The organism is Oceaniferula spumae, from assembly GCF_042849255.1.
In the GTDB taxonomy this organism is placed as follows: Bacteria; Verrucomicrobiota; Verrucomicrobiia; order Verrucomicrobiales; family Akkermansiaceae; genus Oceaniferula; species Oceaniferula spumae.
This window is the reverse complement of record NZ_AP026866.1, coordinates 1,462,112-1,478,880: the sequence shown is the minus strand read 5'-3', so window position 1 is coordinate 1,478,880 and position 16,769 is coordinate 1,462,112. Positions and strand designations below refer to the sequence as shown.

Annotated in this window: 17 protein-coding genes; 10 read left to right on the top strand and 7 right to left on the bottom strand. The window is 51.7% G+C overall.

Annotated elements, in window-relative coordinates; translation table 11 throughout:
- Positions 1 to 130: 130 nt before the first annotated feature.
- From ACSPJT_RS06210 to ACSPJT_RS06180, 7 genes are all read left to right on the top strand, one after another.
- Positions 131 to 3,793: a DEAD/DEAH box helicase gene (locus ACSPJT_RS06210; protein WP_435895499.1), complete on the top strand. Its 3,663-nt coding sequence runs from the start codon at positions 131 to 133 to the stop codon at positions 3,791 to 3,793.
- Positions 3,794 to 3,880: 87 nt separating this feature from the next.
- Complete coding sequence (locus ACSPJT_RS06205) at positions 3,881 to 4,324, top strand: VanZ family protein (protein WP_435895498.1); 444 nt, start codon at positions 3,881 to 3,883, stop codon at positions 4,322 to 4,324.
- Positions 4,325 to 4,343: 19 nt separating this feature from the next.
- Positions 4,344 to 4,583, top strand: coding sequence for a DUF1232 domain-containing protein (locus ACSPJT_RS06200; RefSeq protein ID WP_435895497.1), 240 nt, complete (start codon positions 4,344 to 4,346; stop codon positions 4,581 to 4,583).
- A 52-nt stretch (positions 4,584 to 4,635) separates the two neighbouring features.
- Positions 4,636 to 5,088: an ExbD/TolR family protein gene (locus ACSPJT_RS06195; protein WP_435895496.1), complete on the top strand. Its 453-nt coding sequence runs from the start codon at positions 4,636 to 4,638 to the stop codon at positions 5,086 to 5,088.
- Between the two features lie 173 nt (positions 5,089 to 5,261).
- Positions 5,262 to 6,008, top strand: a complete 747-nt coding sequence (locus ACSPJT_RS06190; RefSeq protein ID WP_435895495.1) for a prepilin-type N-terminal cleavage/methylation domain-containing protein — start codon at positions 5,262 to 5,264, stop codon at positions 6,006 to 6,008.
- Between the two features lie 103 nt (positions 6,009 to 6,111).
- Positions 6,112 to 6,837 (top strand): type IV pilus modification PilV family protein, encoded by a 726-nt coding sequence (locus tag ACSPJT_RS06185; protein ID WP_435895494.1) that lies wholly within the window; start codon positions 6,112 to 6,114, stop codon positions 6,835 to 6,837.
- Between the two features lie 38 nt (positions 6,838 to 6,875).
- The gene (locus ACSPJT_RS06180) at positions 6,876 to 7,808 is read left to right on the top strand and encodes a PulJ/GspJ family protein (protein ID WP_435895493.1); all 933 of its coding nucleotides are present in this window, start codon (positions 6,876 to 6,878) and stop codon (positions 7,806 to 7,808) included.
- A 162-nt stretch (positions 7,809 to 7,970) separates the two neighbouring features.
- Here the strand turns inward: ACSPJT_RS06180 and ACSPJT_RS06175 are convergent, their stop codons facing one another.
- Positions 7,971 to 9,578: a S8 family peptidase gene (locus ACSPJT_RS06175; RefSeq protein ID WP_435895492.1), complete on the bottom strand. Its 1,608-nt coding sequence runs from the start codon at positions 9,576 to 9,578 to the stop codon at positions 7,971 to 7,973.
- 136 nt (positions 9,579 to 9,714) lie between these two features.
- Here ACSPJT_RS06175 and ACSPJT_RS06170 point away from each other — a divergent pair, with 136 nt between their 5' ends.
- From ACSPJT_RS06170 to fmt, 3 genes are all read left to right on the top strand, one after another.
- The gene (locus ACSPJT_RS06170) at positions 9,715 to 10,812 is read left to right on the top strand and encodes an alanine racemase (RefSeq protein ID WP_435895491.1); all 1,098 of its coding nucleotides are present in this window, start codon (positions 9,715 to 9,717) and stop codon (positions 10,810 to 10,812) included.
- A 129-nt stretch (positions 10,813 to 10,941) separates the two neighbouring features.
- The gene (locus ACSPJT_RS06165) at positions 10,942 to 11,289 is read left to right on the top strand and encodes a hypothetical protein (protein ID WP_435895490.1); all 348 of its coding nucleotides are present in this window, start codon (positions 10,942 to 10,944) and stop codon (positions 11,287 to 11,289) included.
- A 148-nt stretch (positions 11,290 to 11,437) separates the two neighbouring features.
- Complete coding sequence (gene fmt, locus ACSPJT_RS06160) at positions 11,438 to 12,394, top strand: methionyl-tRNA formyltransferase (protein ID WP_435895489.1); 957 nt, start codon at positions 11,438 to 11,440, stop codon at positions 12,392 to 12,394.
- Positions 12,395 to 12,402: 8 nt separating this feature from the next.
- On the opposite strand, the gene ACSPJT_RS06155 is transcribed toward fmt, so the two are convergent.
- From ACSPJT_RS06155 to ACSPJT_RS06130, 6 genes are all read right to left on the bottom strand, one after another.
- Positions 12,403 to 13,161: a hypothetical protein gene (locus ACSPJT_RS06155; RefSeq protein WP_435895488.1), complete on the bottom strand. Its 759-nt coding sequence runs from the start codon at positions 13,159 to 13,161 to the stop codon at positions 12,403 to 12,405.
- Between the two features lie 27 nt (positions 13,162 to 13,188).
- Positions 13,189 to 14,082 carry an EamA family transporter RarD gene (rarD, locus tag ACSPJT_RS06150; RefSeq protein WP_435895487.1) on the bottom strand — a complete coding sequence of 298 codons (894 nt, stop codon included), beginning with the start codon at positions 14,080 to 14,082 and terminating at the stop codon, positions 13,189 to 13,191.
- 73 nt (positions 14,083 to 14,155) lie between these two features.
- Positions 14,156 to 15,406 carry an RNA polymerase sigma factor gene (locus ACSPJT_RS06145; RefSeq protein WP_435895486.1) on the bottom strand — a complete coding sequence of 417 codons (1,251 nt, stop codon included), beginning with the start codon at positions 15,404 to 15,406 and terminating at the stop codon, positions 14,156 to 14,158.
- A 20-nt stretch (positions 15,407 to 15,426) separates the two neighbouring features.
- Positions 15,427 to 15,864 (bottom strand): YybH family protein, encoded by a 438-nt coding sequence (locus tag ACSPJT_RS06140; RefSeq protein WP_435895485.1) that lies wholly within the window; start codon positions 15,862 to 15,864, stop codon positions 15,427 to 15,429.
- A 12-nt stretch (positions 15,865 to 15,876) separates the two neighbouring features.
- Positions 15,877 to 16,356, bottom strand: a complete 480-nt coding sequence (locus ACSPJT_RS06135; RefSeq protein ID WP_435895484.1) for a VOC family protein — start codon at positions 16,354 to 16,356, stop codon at positions 15,877 to 15,879.
- Complete coding sequence (locus tag ACSPJT_RS06130) at positions 16,353 to 16,763, bottom strand: YciI family protein (protein WP_435895483.1); 411 nt, start codon at positions 16,761 to 16,763, stop codon at positions 16,353 to 16,355. Before ACSPJT_RS06130 ends, ACSPJT_RS06135 begins: the two co-directional genes overlap by 4 nt.
- Positions 16,764 to 16,769: the final 6 nt, after the last annotated feature.

Genomic DNA, 16,769 nt, shown 5'->3' with positions numbered 1-16,769 from the left:
CCGCGTCGATTGAGGGTGCCCGGTTTTACGCATTCAGGATGTTGGGTTCATGCAAGCTAGCAGTGAAATTCCAATCGAATGAAGCGCCGACCAGATAACCGATTTTAAATACTTCACCTAATCCCAAGGAATGAATCCAGATAGAGCGACACTGAATTTTCTCAACAGTTTCCCCGAAAAATCGCGCACACGAGGCGACTCTCTTCAGGAAGAGGGCGCCGTGACTCAGATTTTCGGTAACCACTTGTTCATCCAAGGCCGCGTAGAAGACCCCACAGGGACCTTCCGCACCAGCCTCCGCCTCCAAGGCAACCGCTGGTTTGGCAGCTGCACAGCAGAGGACGAAGTGATTGCCGGCGCTTGCATGTATGCCACCATGATGGAGCGCATGCACCGTGGTGAGGATCTTCCAGAAAGCCCGAACGAGTTTGACGATACACCCATCATCGATGTCATCGAAGAGAAGCTGGGTCGCGAACTTGACGATAAGGAAGCTGATTTCATCGGGAAGGTAGAGAAACGTTACCGCCGCTACGTGATCGAAGGGGAAATTCACGACCACGACCTGGTCCGTCTGAACCCACGCTGGGAAATTGTCAGTTACGATCCTCTGGAGCTATGGCCGATGCCTCCCGGCGATATCCTCGAGTTCTGGAACTACATCGCCTACGCCTTTTACAAAAAGAAACTCCCGTATCCCGATTTCCTCAATATCGTCACCGATCTCGAGGGCGTGCAGAAGAGAATGCAGGAGTGGGAGCGTGAGCGCGAAGTTGCCGAGTGGTATGACCGCATCGAGAGCGTCAACGAGCGCCCGCCAATCGATAAACCACTTCATGTCCAATTCCGTTTGCTTTCGACCATTAACGAAGCTCGCGTCGAATTCAAAGAAGGCGCCGAGTGGCAGCCCCTGCGCGAGAAAAACGATATCGACCGCTTCGTTGGTCTGTTCGAAGATTCGGCCCTGCGCATGGATGCATCATGCCAGCTGATCTGGGAGCAGTTCCTTACCTTCTACAAAAAAGAGGGAGATGCCCGAATTGATCTGGATCAGGAAGAAGCCTGCCAGTTCATGAACCGCATTTTCCGCCAGCCAGCACTGAAAGGCTATGTGGTAAACCTCGACGAACGCGAGTTCAAGGTCGTCACCAAGGCACTCAAATGGATCTGCGAAGACGATCCGTACGCTCCCGGCAGCTTTGCCCTTCAACTAGTCACATCCGCAGGTGAGCACGTCACTCACTCCGTGAGATTGCTACCAGGCCGCGAAGTGCTCTACCAATCAGACGAGACCGTTTTCCCCGGACCTCCGCGCTGGCTGTCAGACACAGACGTGCAGCCACGTTATCACATTCCCAAGGACGTGATCGACAGCTTGGAGGGTGTTGAGTTTCTCCGTAAAATCGGAGCCAGCCTGCCGCAATCGCTGCGCAAGCGCGTGACCGATCTGGATCTCTACCCTCGCTTCAAGATGAAAATCGAGCAGGGCCTCACCGCTGCCGAGACAGAGCACTTGGTCATCGATGTCCGCGCTCTCGAGAAAAAAGAACGCCGCGAGGAAAAACGCGTCAAAGACGAGTGGGAACTGGTCGAGCAGCAGCCGGTCAAAGGCAAGCAACTGCTCCGATTTGCCCGTGAAGACCTTTACCCTGTGCCGGGACTTCTGGCGCAAATGGGCCTCACCTATGATGAGAAACTCGATGCGTTCAAGTCCCGCATCACCAAGCTTTTCCCTGAGAAATTTGCCGAGTGGGCGCAGAATCTACCCGAGTCAGTGGTCACTCAGATGGATGGAAAGCTGCAGACGCTGTTAGCTGATCCAGTGACCGCTGCCATCCGCTTTGAGGTTGTCAATCAGGAGATCGACTGGTTCGACCTCCGCATCGTCATCGATGTCGAAGGTGTCACTCTTTCCAATGCTCAAATCCGTTCACTGGTCGCCGCTCGTGGTGGTTATGTTAGAATGGATGACGGCGGCTGGATGCGTCTCGAGATCAAGCTCGATGCCGACCAGCGCGATGCAGTCACCCGCCTCGGATTGGATCCATTCGATCTCACTGGCGAGACTCACCGTATGCACGCCCTACAGCTTGCTGATCCGAAAGCCGCCGAGGTCTTCGATCCGAAAGCATGGAAACGTATCAAGGATCGCTCCCGCGAAATCCAACTTGAGGTCAATGCCGAGGTTCCCAAGGGCCTCAATGCGACTCTTCGCCCTTACCAGATCGATGGTTTCCGTTTCCTCGCCTATCTTGCCGTCAACCGCTTCGGTGGTCTGCTTGCGGATGACATGGGTCTTGGTAAAACGATTCAGTCGATTACATACCTGCTCTGGCTCCGTGAAGAGGAACAGAAGAATCAGAAAGGTGATATTTCCAAAGTGCCACCATCACTGGTCGTATGTCCGAAGTCTGTGATCGATGTGTGGCATTCCGAGTGTGAGAAATTTGCCCCAGAACTGAGAGTGAAAATTCTCCGTACTCGTGACGATCTTGATCTTAAATTACTGGAAACAGAAGTGGACGTCTTTGTCCTCAACTACGCTCAGCTTCGTCTCTGTGGTGAGGAACTGGCCAAAGTCAAATGGCTCACAACCATTCTCGACGAAGGTCAGCAAATCAAGAACCCAGATTCCAAAGCCGCAAAAGCTGCTCGTGATCTGAACTCAATGAACCGCCTTGTTCTTACCGGTACTCCTATTGAGAACCGCTTGATGGATATGTGGTCGCTGATGTCCTTCGCCATGCCTGGCGTGCTCGGCAGCCGCGCCTACTTCAAGAAGCGTTTCGACAAACGCAAGGACCCCGGTGCTCAGAGCCGACTTGCCTCGCGCCTTCGTCCGTTCCTGCTCCGCCGGACCAAGCTTCAGGTCGCCAAAGACCTTCCACCGAGAACCGAGGAGGAAGTCTTCGCCGAAATGGAAGGCGTCCAAGCCGAGATGTACAAGGCCGAACTGAAGCGCATTCAGAAAGCTCTGTTAGGATTCGAATCTGACGAAGCGGTGAAAAAGAACTCCTTCGCCATTCTCCAAGGTCTGATGCGTTTGCGCCAGATTTGCTGTCACCCAGGCTTGATCGATCCGAAGTTCCTCAAAGAGGAAAGCGCCAAGATGACCGCTCTGTTCTACTTGTTAGATCAGCTGCGTGAGGAAGGCCACAAGGTGCTCGTTTTCTCACAGTTCGTTTCGATGCTCGATATCATCAAGGCGCGTCTTGAAGTTGAAAGCCGTCCGTTCCACTACCTCACCGGTCAGACAAAAGATCGGAAAGGGGAGATTGAAAGCTTCCAGACTACCAAGGAGCCTTCTGTGTTCATGCTTTCTCTGAAGGCAGGTGGTGCTGGTCTTAACCTGACCTCGGCTTCATACGTTATCCTTTACGATCCATGGTGGAACCCTGCTGTGGAAAACCAGGCAATTGACCGGACCCACCGTATTGGACAGAAGAACAAGGTGATTGCTTACCGCTTGCTCACTCGTGAGACAGTGGAGGAAAAAATCCGTGTGCTTCAGCACCAGAAGACACAGTTGGTTACCAACGTGTTAGGTGACGAAGGCTTCGCGAGTAACCTCGGTATGGACGACCTCGCATTCATCCTCGGCACCGGTGGTGCGATGGATGACGACGATGAGGATGAAACACCTAAAAAGCGCGCGACGAAAAAAGGCAATCGCATGATTGATGCCGACGTTGTCTCCGACGAGGATAAAGCCGATGCCGCTGCTGCAACTGCAGCTAAGAAGGCGACCAAAAAAACAGCCAAGAAGGCTGCCAAAAAAGCGGGTAAGAAGTAAGCCTCAAACCCTTTCAAACTCTTCATTGAAGACGAAGCCCAGGCCGAGACATTGAACAATGTCTCGGCCTGGGTGTCTTTAGCTACAATGTTCAGAAAGGTTTCTAACTGGGGTATTGCGATACTGATCGTTTATTCACTATTGCTGTTAGCCGTGATCGCAGCGGCGGACTTTAGCTTTTCGACAGGATTGGCCGAGTCAAAGGCGAGCCACTGGTTCCACAGCATACCTGCGGGTGATAAGCTGGGGCATTTCCTGTTATTTGGAGGGTTATCGTTTATCGCCAATTGGGTGTTAGCTGGGTGTGTTAGATGCAGGAGAGTCGCTGACGTGCGCAGGCACCTCCTGTTGACATTGGTGGTGTGGCTACTGGTGATTCTTGAGGAATGCTCACAGTTGTATCTGCCGCACAGGAATTTTGACCGTTGGGATATTGTTGCCGACAGCGCAGGAATTCTATTTTTTGCAGCACTGGCAGTAGGTCTGGTGGAATATCGCAGGCGACGAGCATCGGATTTGCTTCCCCAGTGAAAGGGTGTACGTTTGCAGCATGAAAAGCTTACTTGTTCTGATTGCGGCCCTACTGAGCGCAGTCTATCTGATAAATCCAGGTGCAGGGTTCATTGAGTTCCTTCCGGACAATATACCGTTCATCGGTAATTTGGATGAAGCCACCGCTACCGCCGTGCTATTGGCCTGTGCCAGGTATTTTGGTTATGACTTGGCCCGCTTTTTTGGTCGTAGCAAAGACGAGGAGAAAAAAGACGATGCCATTATTGATGTCGACTAGAGCATAATCCTCTAAGCACGAGCCTGGTTCATGCGTTCCATCCTTTGGAACGATGAAAAGACAATACCAGAACCGCACCGAGGACTCCCTACAGTCTGATGAACCCACACTCGATATTTCCTCACTCATCGATGTGTGTTTTTTGCTCCTGATTTACTTTCTTGTGACCACCACGATTCAGCCACGTGAGCAGGATTTGAGCACAAATATTCCTGAACCTCGTGCTCATAACCCGATCGCCATTCAGCCGATGGTCATAGAAATCAGGCAGAGTGGAGAGGTTGTCGTCAATCCCGGAGAATCTGCCGAAGTTTTTGAATCAGATGTCACCAGTCGCCGACTTCCTCAGTTGCACGGTCGCTTGCAAATGCTTTCGGGCATCGCCCGCGCCGACACCCCCAAGGTGATGCTCAAAGTGCATAATGAAGTCCAGCAGCAGAGATACATCGATGTGGTGAACTGTCTTGCTGGAGCAGGAATCAAAGATATCGCTCTGGTTGATTGATTGGTGGCGATTTTCCATGACTGGGAATCCCTTGAAAAGTCTTGGCAGCCGCTTAGATGTGCATTTGTGGTGCCAATGTAATTACATTAGCGCTTGCGGGGTGCTAAAAAATAAGCTAACTATTGGAAAAGGAGCTTCCATCGTCAGCGAATCTTCGTAGCCTACAAATCAACATGAACTATTCTTCCACCTATACCATGTGTCCCAGACCATTTTCCCGTGCGCGGAACCTCCGCAGCGGCCTTGCGAGGCCTGCATTTACCTTGGTGGAAATGCTGATTGTCATCACGATTATCACCATTCTACTTACCATAGGGGCTCTGGGATTGCGTAATCTTTCCAAAGGCAGCGGTGTCTCTGCTGGTGTGCCGCTTGCTGAAGCAGCCTTCGCTGAAGCCCGTGGTTTGTCCATGGGGAGTGGCGGCACGACTCGTATTCTAATTAATGCCGATCCTGACAACGCTGACCGTTACCTCCGCTACATGCTGGTGGTTTACTTGTCAGAAGATAACAAGTGGGTGGCAGCCAGCCGAGGATCATACTTACCGAAGGCAGTGTTTTTCAGCCAGAAATTCAGTAAGCTGAATCACTCTTCCGGCAGTGGAGATATCCCATTGCTGCCTTCTGCGGACCAAGATATTTACTCCTCCACAGAGAGTGCACAGAGAAACGAAGCCCTGTCAGGTAAGTATTTCTACTACCAGTTTAACTCAGAAGGAAACAGCTCCAGCCCAGGTGCTAGCTTTGTGATTGGCACAGGAACCAAGGCCCCCGGTGCCGACAATCCTAGAGCCGAAGGAGGCTCGGGCACGACTAACTTTGGAGGATTCATGATCTGGTCAAAAGGTACAACTTCACTGTTCCGCCATCCTGATCAGATGAATGTGCCAGAAGACTTCGACAACGGCGAAGAATTTTAATTTAGCGACAGCGTTCAACACTATCAGATACTAACAAACTGATATATTTCTCAAATATCTAACTACTTCATTGGCTTCAAGCCATACCAACCATCCACACTATATGAAATACAGCGGAAACAAAACTAAGAGAGGTTTCACCTTGGTCGAAACCGTGATCGCGATGGGGATCATCACGATCATGATCACCGCATTCCTCGCCGCATTCGGTCCCGCCGTTCAAGGGATTCGCAAGGCAATCTCTGCCAAGGAGGCAAACCGCATGGCCACCACCCTCGAGAGCGAACTTTCCATCCTCCGTCCTGATGAAGCGGGTAGCACTGGTTACAAAACAGCTTTTGAAAAGGCTTTCACTTGGATCGAAGAATCCGGTGGAACGACTAAGGACAACATGGTGTTGATCTATCAATATCGCGGTGATCCTGGAAGTGTTCGCGAGGACGGTTCTCTCGAACCTTATACCAATTCAGACGGTATCCCCGGCGAAGATTACGTGATTCAGTCCGTCGTTCGCCGTCTGGGTGATTCCGAGGTGTCCGAAGAGCTCACGCCAGGAGTCGTCGAGGGTAGAGTATTTTACGTTCGCATGACTCAGCTGATTTTCAATGGAGCCGGCGAATTGATCGTCAGTGATGAACCGGGAAAAATCCGCGAGCCACGAGTGCCGAACGGAACCAAAGATTACGCCACCTATCCTGAGGCTGTGATCGCTTTCCAAGCTCAGTTCTATGTTCTCAAGAGCAGTCTCCAGCCATATATCGCAAATACCTTTGATCCTAACGACCCAGGTAAGCCCGTCTTCACCAGAAACATGGCTGTCCGCCGCTAATTCCCGCTCACACAAAACACCGATACTATTTCCAACCGATGAATACAAAAACACTGAAAAGCGGCCACAAAGGATTCACTCTGATCGAGCTGTTAGTAGCCATGTCCATTACCGTGATCTTGCTCGGTGTGCTGGTCTACATGACGGGTATTTCCATGGACACTTACCGTGACAGTCGTAATGAGGTAAGAGCTTCGCGTCAGGCAAAAGAAGCGCTCAGCACCATCGCCAAGGATTTTGAAAGCATGGTCTCACGCCGCGATGGCAATAACTACGAGTGGTTATATGCCGGTGAGGAAACAAGTTCGCTAAAGGGACCTTCTCAGCGCGAAATCACCAACACTAGCCGTCTGATTTTCTTCACTGGCGCCACTGACCGCTACAATGGAGCCATCGGAACCAGCAATGACAAAGGAGGTGACGTATCGGCCGTAAGTTACCGTTTGGTCTATCGTGATCAGATTTCTGATAGCAACGACGAGGAGCATGCAGTCTTCACTCTTTATCGCCACCTCGTAAATCCGGACGAAGCCTTCAAGTTGCTTGCGGTCGAAGATCTTGAGCAAGCCTACACGTCAGATTTCAGCGAGAATGATGACCTCTCAGCTGCGAACTTCTTGGTAGAAAATATCTACGAATTCTCAGTGACGTTTCTCATTGAGGTCACCGTTGATCAAGGAGGCGCACAAGTCACTCATACCGTAAGGGCGACGATGTCTCCTAGCAATATGACCGAGTTTAGATTGAAAGGCTCTAAAATCGAATACTCGGGCGATGTTGAATTTGCCAGCGGCTCCGGCTTAGCCCAAGCTCAGATTGAAAACGGACGCATCGTGGGTGTCGATATCAGTATCACTGTGCTGAGCGACCAAGGCCTGACACTCGCTAAGAAAAGCGGTATCTCCCGTCAGGATCTGGTCAAGCAGCATGGCTACCACTATAGCAAAAGCATCACCACTCCTCGTCCATAAGGGGACGAACCTCATCATTTAAAACAAGGCGGGCTCATTCCGAGTCCGCCTTTTTTCTGCCATAGGCAAATCGATCGGATAGTTAACTAACTTCTGAATCTTCAATAACGCTTGCAGCTGATGTTCCAATCCATGGCTGTGTTTATCTTCAACAGGGAAACCTTATTCTTCAAGCTGACGAGCAAAGCTGTTACTACGGCTGTTATTGCTGCTGTCCTGATCGCCTGCTGAGCTGGTGACTGTCGTGCTAACCGTGACAGGGTCTCCGTTGGCTGGAATCGCGATCGGAATTTGGAAAGTCTGTGTTTGCCCTGGCGACAGGCTGCTGATGTTAAGCTGCTGGCTGCCACTTGGACTGGTGATTGTTACAGGGCTGTTGATCAGTGGCTCAGTACCCTGATTCTGCACCGTGACCAAGACCTTCGGCAAGGACGTTGGCGAACTCGCAGGGACTAGAACTTGGCCGGTGACAGCTGCGTCGTAAATGCCAGGCGTGCCAGATTGCATCACGCGCCCGACGTCCAATATGCCACCACCGAAGTCGGAATCATTTCCAGGCAGGCCGGCATCATTTGCTAGTCCAATGACGAGGTTAGCCGCTTGCTGGGCGGTCATCTGTGGATTGGCTGACATCGTAGCTGCGATGGCACCACTGACAAAAGGAGCGCTGGCCGAGGTTCCTGAAAAGGCAGTGAGTTGCTCTTCACCCCATGCGGCATTGACTTGATAGCCAGGCGCAGTAATCGAGAGCTGATTGCCACTGTTGGAAAAATCGAGGTGCTCACCCTGGCTTTCTACCGCGCCAACGGAGATCACTCCCGGATAGGCCGCTGGGTAGGCGATGGCGTCATATCCTTCGTTGCCGGATGATGCGACGATCACAGCGCCTCTCTCCTGAGCATAAAGAACCGCATCCGCGACCAGGGAGCTATTGGCGAAGGTTCCCATCGAGATGTTGATCACCTGAGCTCCTGCGTCCGCGGCCTGCATGATGCCCTCGGCAAGCGTGAAAGAATCCGATGAACCGCTGTCATCCGTCACTCTGATAGAAAGAATATCGGACGCTGGTGCCACGCCCTTCGTCAAAGGGTGGTCTCCGGAAATGATTGAGGCAACTGCGGTGCCATGACTGAGCTGAGAGCTACCATCCGCCAAGGTGGTCAGTTCGATATTGGTGACACCGCCATTGAACGCAATATGCTGATTCACCCCGGAGTCGATCACCGCCACGGTGACTCCCTTGCCCCACAGAGAGTTGTCGACATTGATGCCTAGCCAAGACAGTGCGTCGCGCCCGAACCCCATGGCTCCAGCTTGGGCTTCACCTTGCCCGGGAGGTGTCGGCAGGGTTACCAGATAGTTATAGGCGAGCTCACCACCTTCGATGTCATCGAGGCTGGTAAGTGAACTGAAACCCACTCGCACAGCGCGGAGGCGATCGGATTTTCCGAGTAAACGCAGTCCTCTGGCATTCAAGCTGGCTAGAAATTTCCGATAATCATCGTCGTCCTTGAAGCGGATGATACGCTCATTCGCTAACGCAAACGGAGGAACATCATCGACACCGCTCGTATTGGCGTCCCTGCGGTTGCTCCGCTGCATCGGTTTATTGGCTGGCAATGAGGGGAGGGTAGATGACTTTTCTGCCTGTGGAGCTTTCTTGCTCGTATGTCCATCTGTGTCATCTGCCTGTGTTAGGAAAAAACCAGTGACTCCAGCCAGCAACACGATGCCGAGAAAAACGGATGAGAAGATAACTTTCGAGTTCATAGTGTGATGCAGGAGTAGCGTGCTGGTTTAAACACCGGAAATGACGGAATGATGCACGGCGTTTCAGATGAGTGGAGAAATCGAGAGATAATCTCGCTGGAATAAGCGTAGCCGATTGTACTACATTGTCTAAGAGATGTTTACCCCAAGATCTATTCCTGGACCAGTGCTAGAAATCGATGTTTTCCGTGCCCGGAGAAATATCAAGCGCATGGTGGAGAAAGCACAGCGCAGTGGAGTCGTGCTGAGACCTCATTTTAAAACCCACCAGTCGTTGGAGGTGGCGGAATGGTTTTGCGAAGAGGGCGTGGAGAGTTGCACAGTTTCATCCCCCACGATGGCTGAGTTCTTTGCCAATGGTGGCTGGGATGATATCCTGATCGCTTTTCCTGCCCAGCCTGGGGCCATGGATATTTATAGGAAGCTCTCATCGACTGTGAAGCTGGGTTTGATCACCGATTCACCCGATGTGGTAAATATGCTGGCAGAGGGCCTAGAATCGGAGGTGGATGTGTGGATTGAAATTGATGCCGGCTATGCTCGGACGGGTGTCGCTTGGGATGATCAAGAATCACTGAAGAGATTGGCTTCCGTCGTAGAGTCAGCCGCTTGCCTGAATCTTAGAGGCGTGCTGACTCATGGTGGTGATACCTACACCTGCCGAAATTCTGACGAGATCGTTCAATCCTATCAGCGGTGTTCTGAACGCATGTTGCATGCCTCAGACATCTTGAGTGCGGTAATAAATCGTAAGGTCGACATATCATGCGGTGATACTCCATCGTGCAGTGTGGTGGAGGATTTTTCTAGCATGACGGAAATTCGCCCGGGAAACTTTGTCTTTTATGACCTCATGCAATATCAGATCGGTGCATGTGAACTTGATGATATAGCGCTTCGTTTGGCTTGTCCGATCGCAGGTATCTACCCAACGCGCGGGGAGATTGTTATCCACGGCGGTGCGGTTCATCTATCCAAAGAGCGGTTGCAGGAGCACGAGTATGGGCGGGTCTTGGTGACCGACTCGGATGGCCACCAGCAGGTCTTGCCGAATGTCGTGGTGAAAAGCCTGAGCCAAGAGCACGGCCTGGTCAGTGCTCCTTCAAACTGTTTGGAGGGACTGGAAATAGGTGATGTTCTTCATGTGCTACCTGTTCACTCCTGCCTCACCATGGATTGTATGTTGCCTCCCATTTCATCCTCAGTTCAATCATTATGCTTCATTGGAAAGTGAACAAATCCGAAATGAATTTTCAGTGAGCTATGAAAAAATGTGTGGATTTGAGCCGTGGTTTTGGCTAGCGTTGGAATCGTAGCTAACAGAACAAATTTTCTGATCGCGACATCGACAACAACAATTACTATGAAAAAAATACTTCAACTTACCACCATGATTTCGGTTGCCGTAACAACTATGTTCATGAGTTCTTGCGACACGCCTACGCCAAAACGTACCACCCCAACATACACGACTACTTATCAGCAAAAGCCACGTGTAACGATTCAAAACAACTCTTACCGAAACATCGTTGTTGGTGTTGAAGGCCCTGAAAAAAGATTTGTCAGTGTGCCTGCTCGAACCAGCCGCACAGTTTACCTAAGATCCGGTGTCTACAAATACGCAGCCGCAGCTAGAAACACGCGCACGATTTCCGGCTACAAAGCGTTCTCTGCTAACCGCAGCTACACTTGGAAGTTTGGTGTAAACTAAGCTTCAGATCAGATTGATTTATTCAGCGGGTCACGTTCGTTCAGAACGTGGCCCGCTTTTTTCAGAGTGGTAGCTCTCGTTGAAGGCCGTGAAAATCGTTCGCCAAAACTCTGGCTAGGAGCGGTGGCATCTGTATCATCCAGCGCACATGGCTGAGTCTACATTTCGGATCGTTTTTATGGGCACGGGCGATATCGCAATGCCCTCGTTTTCATCGTTGTTAGGTAATGGCGTGGTTGCACTGGTGACTCAGCCAGACAAGCCTGTTGGCCGTAAACAGATCCTGACTCCACCCGAAATAAAAAACCTAGCTCTCAGCCACAACATTCCGGTGCTTCAGCCTGAAAAAGCGAGAGATGAAGGGTTCCTCTCAGAGTTGGCCGCTCTGCAACCTGACGTCATCGTAGTAATGGCCTACGGCCAGATCTTGTCTCAAGCACTGCTCGATATACCACGCGTGGCCTGCATTAATCTACACGCATCACTCCTCCCCAAGTTCCGTGGCGCCGCATGTATCCAGGCAGCTATCGATGCCGGTGATTCGCATACGGGAATTACCGTTATGCATGTGGTCAAGGCTCTCGATGCTGGAGACATCATTTTGAAAAAAGAAATCAAAATAGGTGAGCAGGAAACCGGAGGAGAGCTTCACGACCGTCTGGCAGAACTTGCACCATCGGCTTTGACCGAAGCCTTGGAACAGTTAAAAAATGGAACTGCCAGCCGCACTCCGCAGGACGAGTCAGAAGTGAGCTACATCTCCAAATTAATGCGCGAGCATGGAGAGATCGACTGGTCTATGTCTGCGGAAGCACTCGAACGCCGTGTCCGCGCTTACCATCCTTGGCCGGGAACTTCCACTAGCTTCACCGACAAAAAAGGCCGTTCTCGCAGACTTAAAATTTTCCCGCCAGTGATCGTCAATGGCAAGAGTTCTGAGAAGCCGGGTGAAGTGAGAATCGATGAGGATGGAAAGTTAATCGTATCGTGCGGAGAAGGATGTTTGATCCTGGGGGAAGTACAGCCGGACGGCTCACGCAGAATGTCAGCTGATGATTTCCTTAAAGGCAATGTCTTGGAAGCCGGCACTGTGCTGGGAGCCTGACGAAATCCTTACGAATTGTCTTCGGGGGATTCGATCTGGATAGTGCCGTCGGTGATGGATTTCACGACTTCGCCGTCGACCACCACGTCCAGCTTACAGCCGATGAGTAGGTCTTTGCGGCGGCCACCGGGCTTTTCCACAACAGGTTCGATATAGTCAGAACCGTCTGCACCTCTGCGGCGGACGTTTTTGATCACGGGATCCAATTTACCTGATACGATGTCGACAGTCTCGGTCTTCAACGTGATGGTCTGCTGTGAGGTGATGGCTTTGCATTCCAAGGTGCCTTCCTTGGTTTTCTGTTCACGCTCTGGCTTAAGATAGTCCTGAACCTCATAGTAAAGAGTGTAGTTGAGTTTGATGTCTTTGAAGGTTCTTTTCGCCCTGTTGTTCAGACTAACTTCGTAACCTGAAGGGGAGACCCGATCGACAATTCGTTCCTTAAGTTCTTTCTTCGACTTGTCTTGGAACTTGCGCAGAGTGACTCGGATCTCGTTTCCTATCGCAAGTCTCCTCGCGTTTTCTAACACGTACTTTTGATCGTCATCACTGAGGATATCGATGGGAAAGCGCTGTTGCCGACCATTACTCATGCGAACCGTGACGATCTTGGTTTTCGCATCGTAACCATTCAACTCGGCGAAGAAGCTCTTGGTCTCTTCCTTGTTCTGGAAGCGCCGTTGCTCAGCCTGAGATACATTTGCAAGGGCGGCGAACAGGAGTAAAACCAGTGAGTGTCGTAGAAAGCTTGGAAATAGAGCGGACATGGCGGCAGACAGCCTACCCCATTTTGTTCATTCTGTCAAAATTTGATCAGGCATGCTTAATTTTCGCCTCATGCTGAATATATAGATAAGTACAGCAGTCCAGATCAGAGCAAATGAAATCAGTCGAAGAGGTGGCAGTGGTTCATCATACATGAGCCATCCGATGAAGAATTGACCAGTCGGTCCGATGAATTGCAGTATGCCTAACAGTGACAAGCTGATGGCTCGGGCACCACGGGCAAAAAACAGCAAAGGCGCTGCCGTAGCCGCACCTGTAGCTACCAGCAGCCATGAGGTATCTGCCGCCATGCCGAAAGTTGAGCCGCCTTGTGCCTGTAGAAAGGATACGTAGACGAGGGCGACAGGAAGCATGAGTGTCGATTCGATAGCTAGACCATCAAATGAGCCCAAAGGCGACTTCTTACGAATCATTCCATAACACGCAAATGAGAATGCCAGCCCGAGTGCTGCCCAAGGGACTCCTTTTACCGCAGGAAATTGTAAAACGACTCCCGTTGCCGCCACTGCGATCGCAAGCATCTGCAATCGTGAGTGTCTCTCGCCAAGAAAGATTCTTCCTAACAAAATGTATAGAAAGGGATTGATGTAATAGCCGAGCGCGCCCTCAAGGATACGATCGTTCAAGGTTGCCCACACGTAGATCAACCAGTTAGACGCCAAGCAGGTGGCGGCCAAAGCGTGCACAGCAATGATTTTGGGCGACCTTAGCAAGGAGAGTGTTTTCAGGACCTTCTGCTGGGATGTTAGTAACACAATAAGAATCACTAAGGTCCAAACCACCCTGTGTGCGGTCAGTTCCAACACAGGGATGCTGCCGAGGGCTTTCCAGAATACAGGCAAGATCCCCCACAACGAAAATGCTGTGATAGCAGCCAAGGTTCCTTTCGTGGACTCGGTCATTGCGTGAGTGTGGTGACCTTGGCGGAAGATTTACGAGTTTATTATCCGGTAGATTAGCTAGGTATAGATTGGATTACCTTCTGGCCGCTACTTCGCATTCTGTAATCCGTGAAATAAGAAACCTTCGCTCAGAAGGAAGCTGGGCGAGATCTAGAGCTTTGCAGAAATGGATTTTGGCGGCATTGAGATTGTTACGCTCGATTTCAAAGGTGCCGCGGACTGCGTGCAGCAAATAGAATGATTCCAGCGGCAGGTTTTTCATCGACAAGAGACCCGCCTCAGCGCCGTGCACTTGGGCGAGAGCGACGCTGCGGTTCAATCGTGTGATGGGAGAATCCACCAGGGAAAGCAGCTGATCATAAAGCCTCAGAATACGGCTCCAATCGGTCGAGTCTTTGTCTTTGGCCAGGCAATGGCAGGCGGCGATTCCTGCTTCCAGATGATAGGGCGAGAGTTCGTTGCCTTTTCCAGCCAGAGCGAGACAGCGGACGCCGCGCTCGATCATGGAGCGATCCCAGACCAAGCGGTCTTGCTCGTGCAGCCGTAGGAGATTTCCAGCCTCGTCTGTGCGCGAGGACAATCGTGCGGCGTTCAGCAGCATGAGGGCGAGTAAGGCTAGCGTGCGCGGGGTTCGAGTGGTGGGATGTTCTGCTAGCAGACTGACCAGTCGGATCGCTTCCTGGCAAAGATCCGAGCGGACAAGGCTCTCTCCGGATGAGGCTTTGTAGCCTTCATTGAAAAGGAGGTAGATCGTGCCGAGGACTCCTTCTAACCGAAATGAAAGCTCTTCGAGGTCGGGCACAGAGAAGGGAAGGGCGAGTTCACGGATGCGCTGTCTGGCACGCACCAGACGTTTACTGATCGCAGCTTCCGAGGTGAGAAATGCGGCGGCGATCTCCGCAGGGCTCAATCCGCAAATGGTCCGCAAGGCCAGCGCGGTCTGCGCTTCAGTTGATAGCTGTGGGTGAAAGCAGACGAAGATCATGCGCAGCGTGTCATCGGCGAAGGTTTCCTCGTGAGTCTCTTCTACCGGATCAGCTAACCAGCGTGAGTGTTCGGCAGCGATGTCGCTTTCTTTATCACGCCAGTTTTGCTCCCGGCGTAAGAGATCGATGGAAACATTCTTTGCTGTCTGAGTCAGCCAGGCCGATGGGTTGTCCGGCATTCCACGGTAGGGCCAGGTCTGCATGGCCCGCACCAAAGTCTCCTGCGCGACATCCTCGGCAAACTGAAGACGCTGCAATCCGAATCGAGTTGTTAGAAATCCAACAAGACGTGCGCTCTCCCTGCGGAAGAAGTCTTCGGAAAAATCAAGTTGGTTCACTGGTTGACCGATCTTAAGGTCTAAGGTTTCAAATCAAGCGCAGCATGAAAAGGCTCTTCCATCTCGAACGGAACCGACTCATGAGCGTGGGTGATTTTCCACTGATTGTCTATTTTCCGGAAACAAAGTGTGTCGCGGAACCAGACATCGGGTGTCGATCCATCTTGCTTGGTTCCAGCGATACGGTTGAAGCTGTGACAGTAGGCGATATCACCACCCACCACGATTGTTAGGTCGCGGATTTCATAATCGATCGGGCCTTGAAAAGTGGCAAACCAGCCTTCCAGATTTTCCTCAAGTGGCATGGTCGCCTGCAATGGCGGGGCCATGTAGAAACGCACCGAGTTCGGGGCGAAATGCTCCATGACTCCGGCCACGTTTTTCTCGCGGATGGCTTGCGACCATTCGTCGATGACCGAGCGGATGGCGGATTTGTCTTGTTCTTTGTTTTCGCTCATCTTGATTGGAGTTTATTCTTTGTTATCGGCGGCGGCTTCGAGTGTGGCGATGTCGAGCTTGACCATTTTCATCATCGCTTCTTGAGCGCGTTTGGCGCGTTCGCGGTCTGGATCATTCAGCAGTTCGATCATCCGGACTGGAACAATCTGCCAGCAGAGCCCCCAACGATCTTTGAGCCATCCGCAGGCGACCTCTGATCCGCCTTTGCTCAGCTCCGACCACATCCGGTCCACTTCGGCCTGGTCTTCGCACATGATTTGGAACGATACCGCTTCGGTGAATGGGTAGTCTGGTCCGCCGTTGAGGCCCATGTAGGGTTTTCCTAACAATGTGAACTCCACGGTGATGACATCGCCAGCTTTCTGCGCATGCGTGTCGGCAGGCGATTGAGTGACGCGCTGGATTTTGGAATCCGGAAGGATCGATGTGTAGAACTTCGCGGCTTCTTCCGCGTCGCCATCGAACCAGAGACAGGTGACTATTTCTTTCATGATGTTTTGCTTTCTTTTTTAACTTCGGCCATCGGGCGGCAGAGATCGGCGATGGGGCGCACCTCGACTTCGGCTCCGTATTCGAGGATCGGGCAGGCACGGGCGTGATCGAGAGCCACGTCCATGGAGCCGACAGCGAGTTGGAAATACCCGGCGATCGCTTCCTTGCATTCGATAAAGACGCCATCCGTCACGGTGGAACCCTTGGAGCCGGAAACCAGTTTGCCATCTTCCATCAGTGGTTGGGCGCCACGGAGAATGCCAGCTTCGGAAAGTCCGTCTGCCCAGGCGTAGAAGTCGGTCATGGTTTTCTGCAACTCGGCAGGGGACATGCCGTGGTTCCAATGCGTTCCCCGGATGAGCAAAAGATACTCATCGGTGGCTTGTTGTGGGTTTTCGTTAGACATGATCAG

Coding starts and splice junctions, on each gene's coding strand:
- ACSPJT_RS06210 (WP_435895499.1), top strand. CDS start 131: ATGAATCCAGATAGAGCGACACTGAATTTTCTCAACAGTTTCCCCGAA.
- ACSPJT_RS06205 (WP_435895498.1), top strand. CDS start 3,881: ATGTTCAGAAAGGTTTCTAACTGGGGTATTGCGATACTGATCGTTTAT.
- ACSPJT_RS06200 (WP_435895497.1), top strand. CDS start 4,344: ATGAAAAGCTTACTTGTTCTGATTGCGGCCCTACTGAGCGCAGTCTAT.
- ACSPJT_RS06195 (WP_435895496.1), top strand. CDS start 4,636: ATGAAAAGACAATACCAGAACCGCACCGAGGACTCCCTACAGTCTGAT.
- ACSPJT_RS06190 (WP_435895495.1), top strand. CDS start 5,262: ATGAACTATTCTTCCACCTATACCATGTGTCCCAGACCATTTTCCCGT.
- ACSPJT_RS06185 (WP_435895494.1), top strand. CDS start 6,112: ATGAAATACAGCGGAAACAAAACTAAGAGAGGTTTCACCTTGGTCGAA.
- ACSPJT_RS06180 (WP_435895493.1), top strand. CDS start 6,876: ATGAATACAAAAACACTGAAAAGCGGCCACAAAGGATTCACTCTGATC.
- ACSPJT_RS06175 (WP_435895492.1), bottom strand. CDS start 9,578: ATGAACTCGAAAGTTATCTTCTCATCCGTTTTTCTCGGCATCGTGTTG.
- ACSPJT_RS06170 (WP_435895491.1), top strand. CDS start 9,715: ATGTTTACCCCAAGATCTATTCCTGGACCAGTGCTAGAAATCGATGTT.
- ACSPJT_RS06165 (WP_435895490.1), top strand. CDS start 10,942: ATGAAAAAAATACTTCAACTTACCACCATGATTTCGGTTGCCGTAACA.
- fmt (WP_435895489.1), top strand. CDS start 11,438: ATGGCTGAGTCTACATTTCGGATCGTTTTTATGGGCACGGGCGATATC.
- ACSPJT_RS06155 (WP_435895488.1), bottom strand. CDS start 13,161: ATGTCCGCTCTATTTCCAAGCTTTCTACGACACTCACTGGTTTTACTC.
- rarD (WP_435895487.1), bottom strand. CDS start 14,082: ATGACCGAGTCCACGAAAGGAACCTTGGCTGCTATCACAGCATTTTCG.
- ACSPJT_RS06140 (WP_435895485.1), bottom strand. CDS start 15,864: ATGAGCGAAAACAAAGAACAAGACAAATCCGCCATCCGCTCGGTCATC.
- ACSPJT_RS06135 (WP_435895484.1), bottom strand. CDS start 16,356: ATGAAAGAAATAGTCACCTGTCTCTGGTTCGATGGCGACGCGGAAGAA.
- ACSPJT_RS06130 (WP_435895483.1), bottom strand. CDS start 16,763: ATGTCTAACGAAAACCCACAACAAGCCACCGATGAGTATCTTTTGCTC.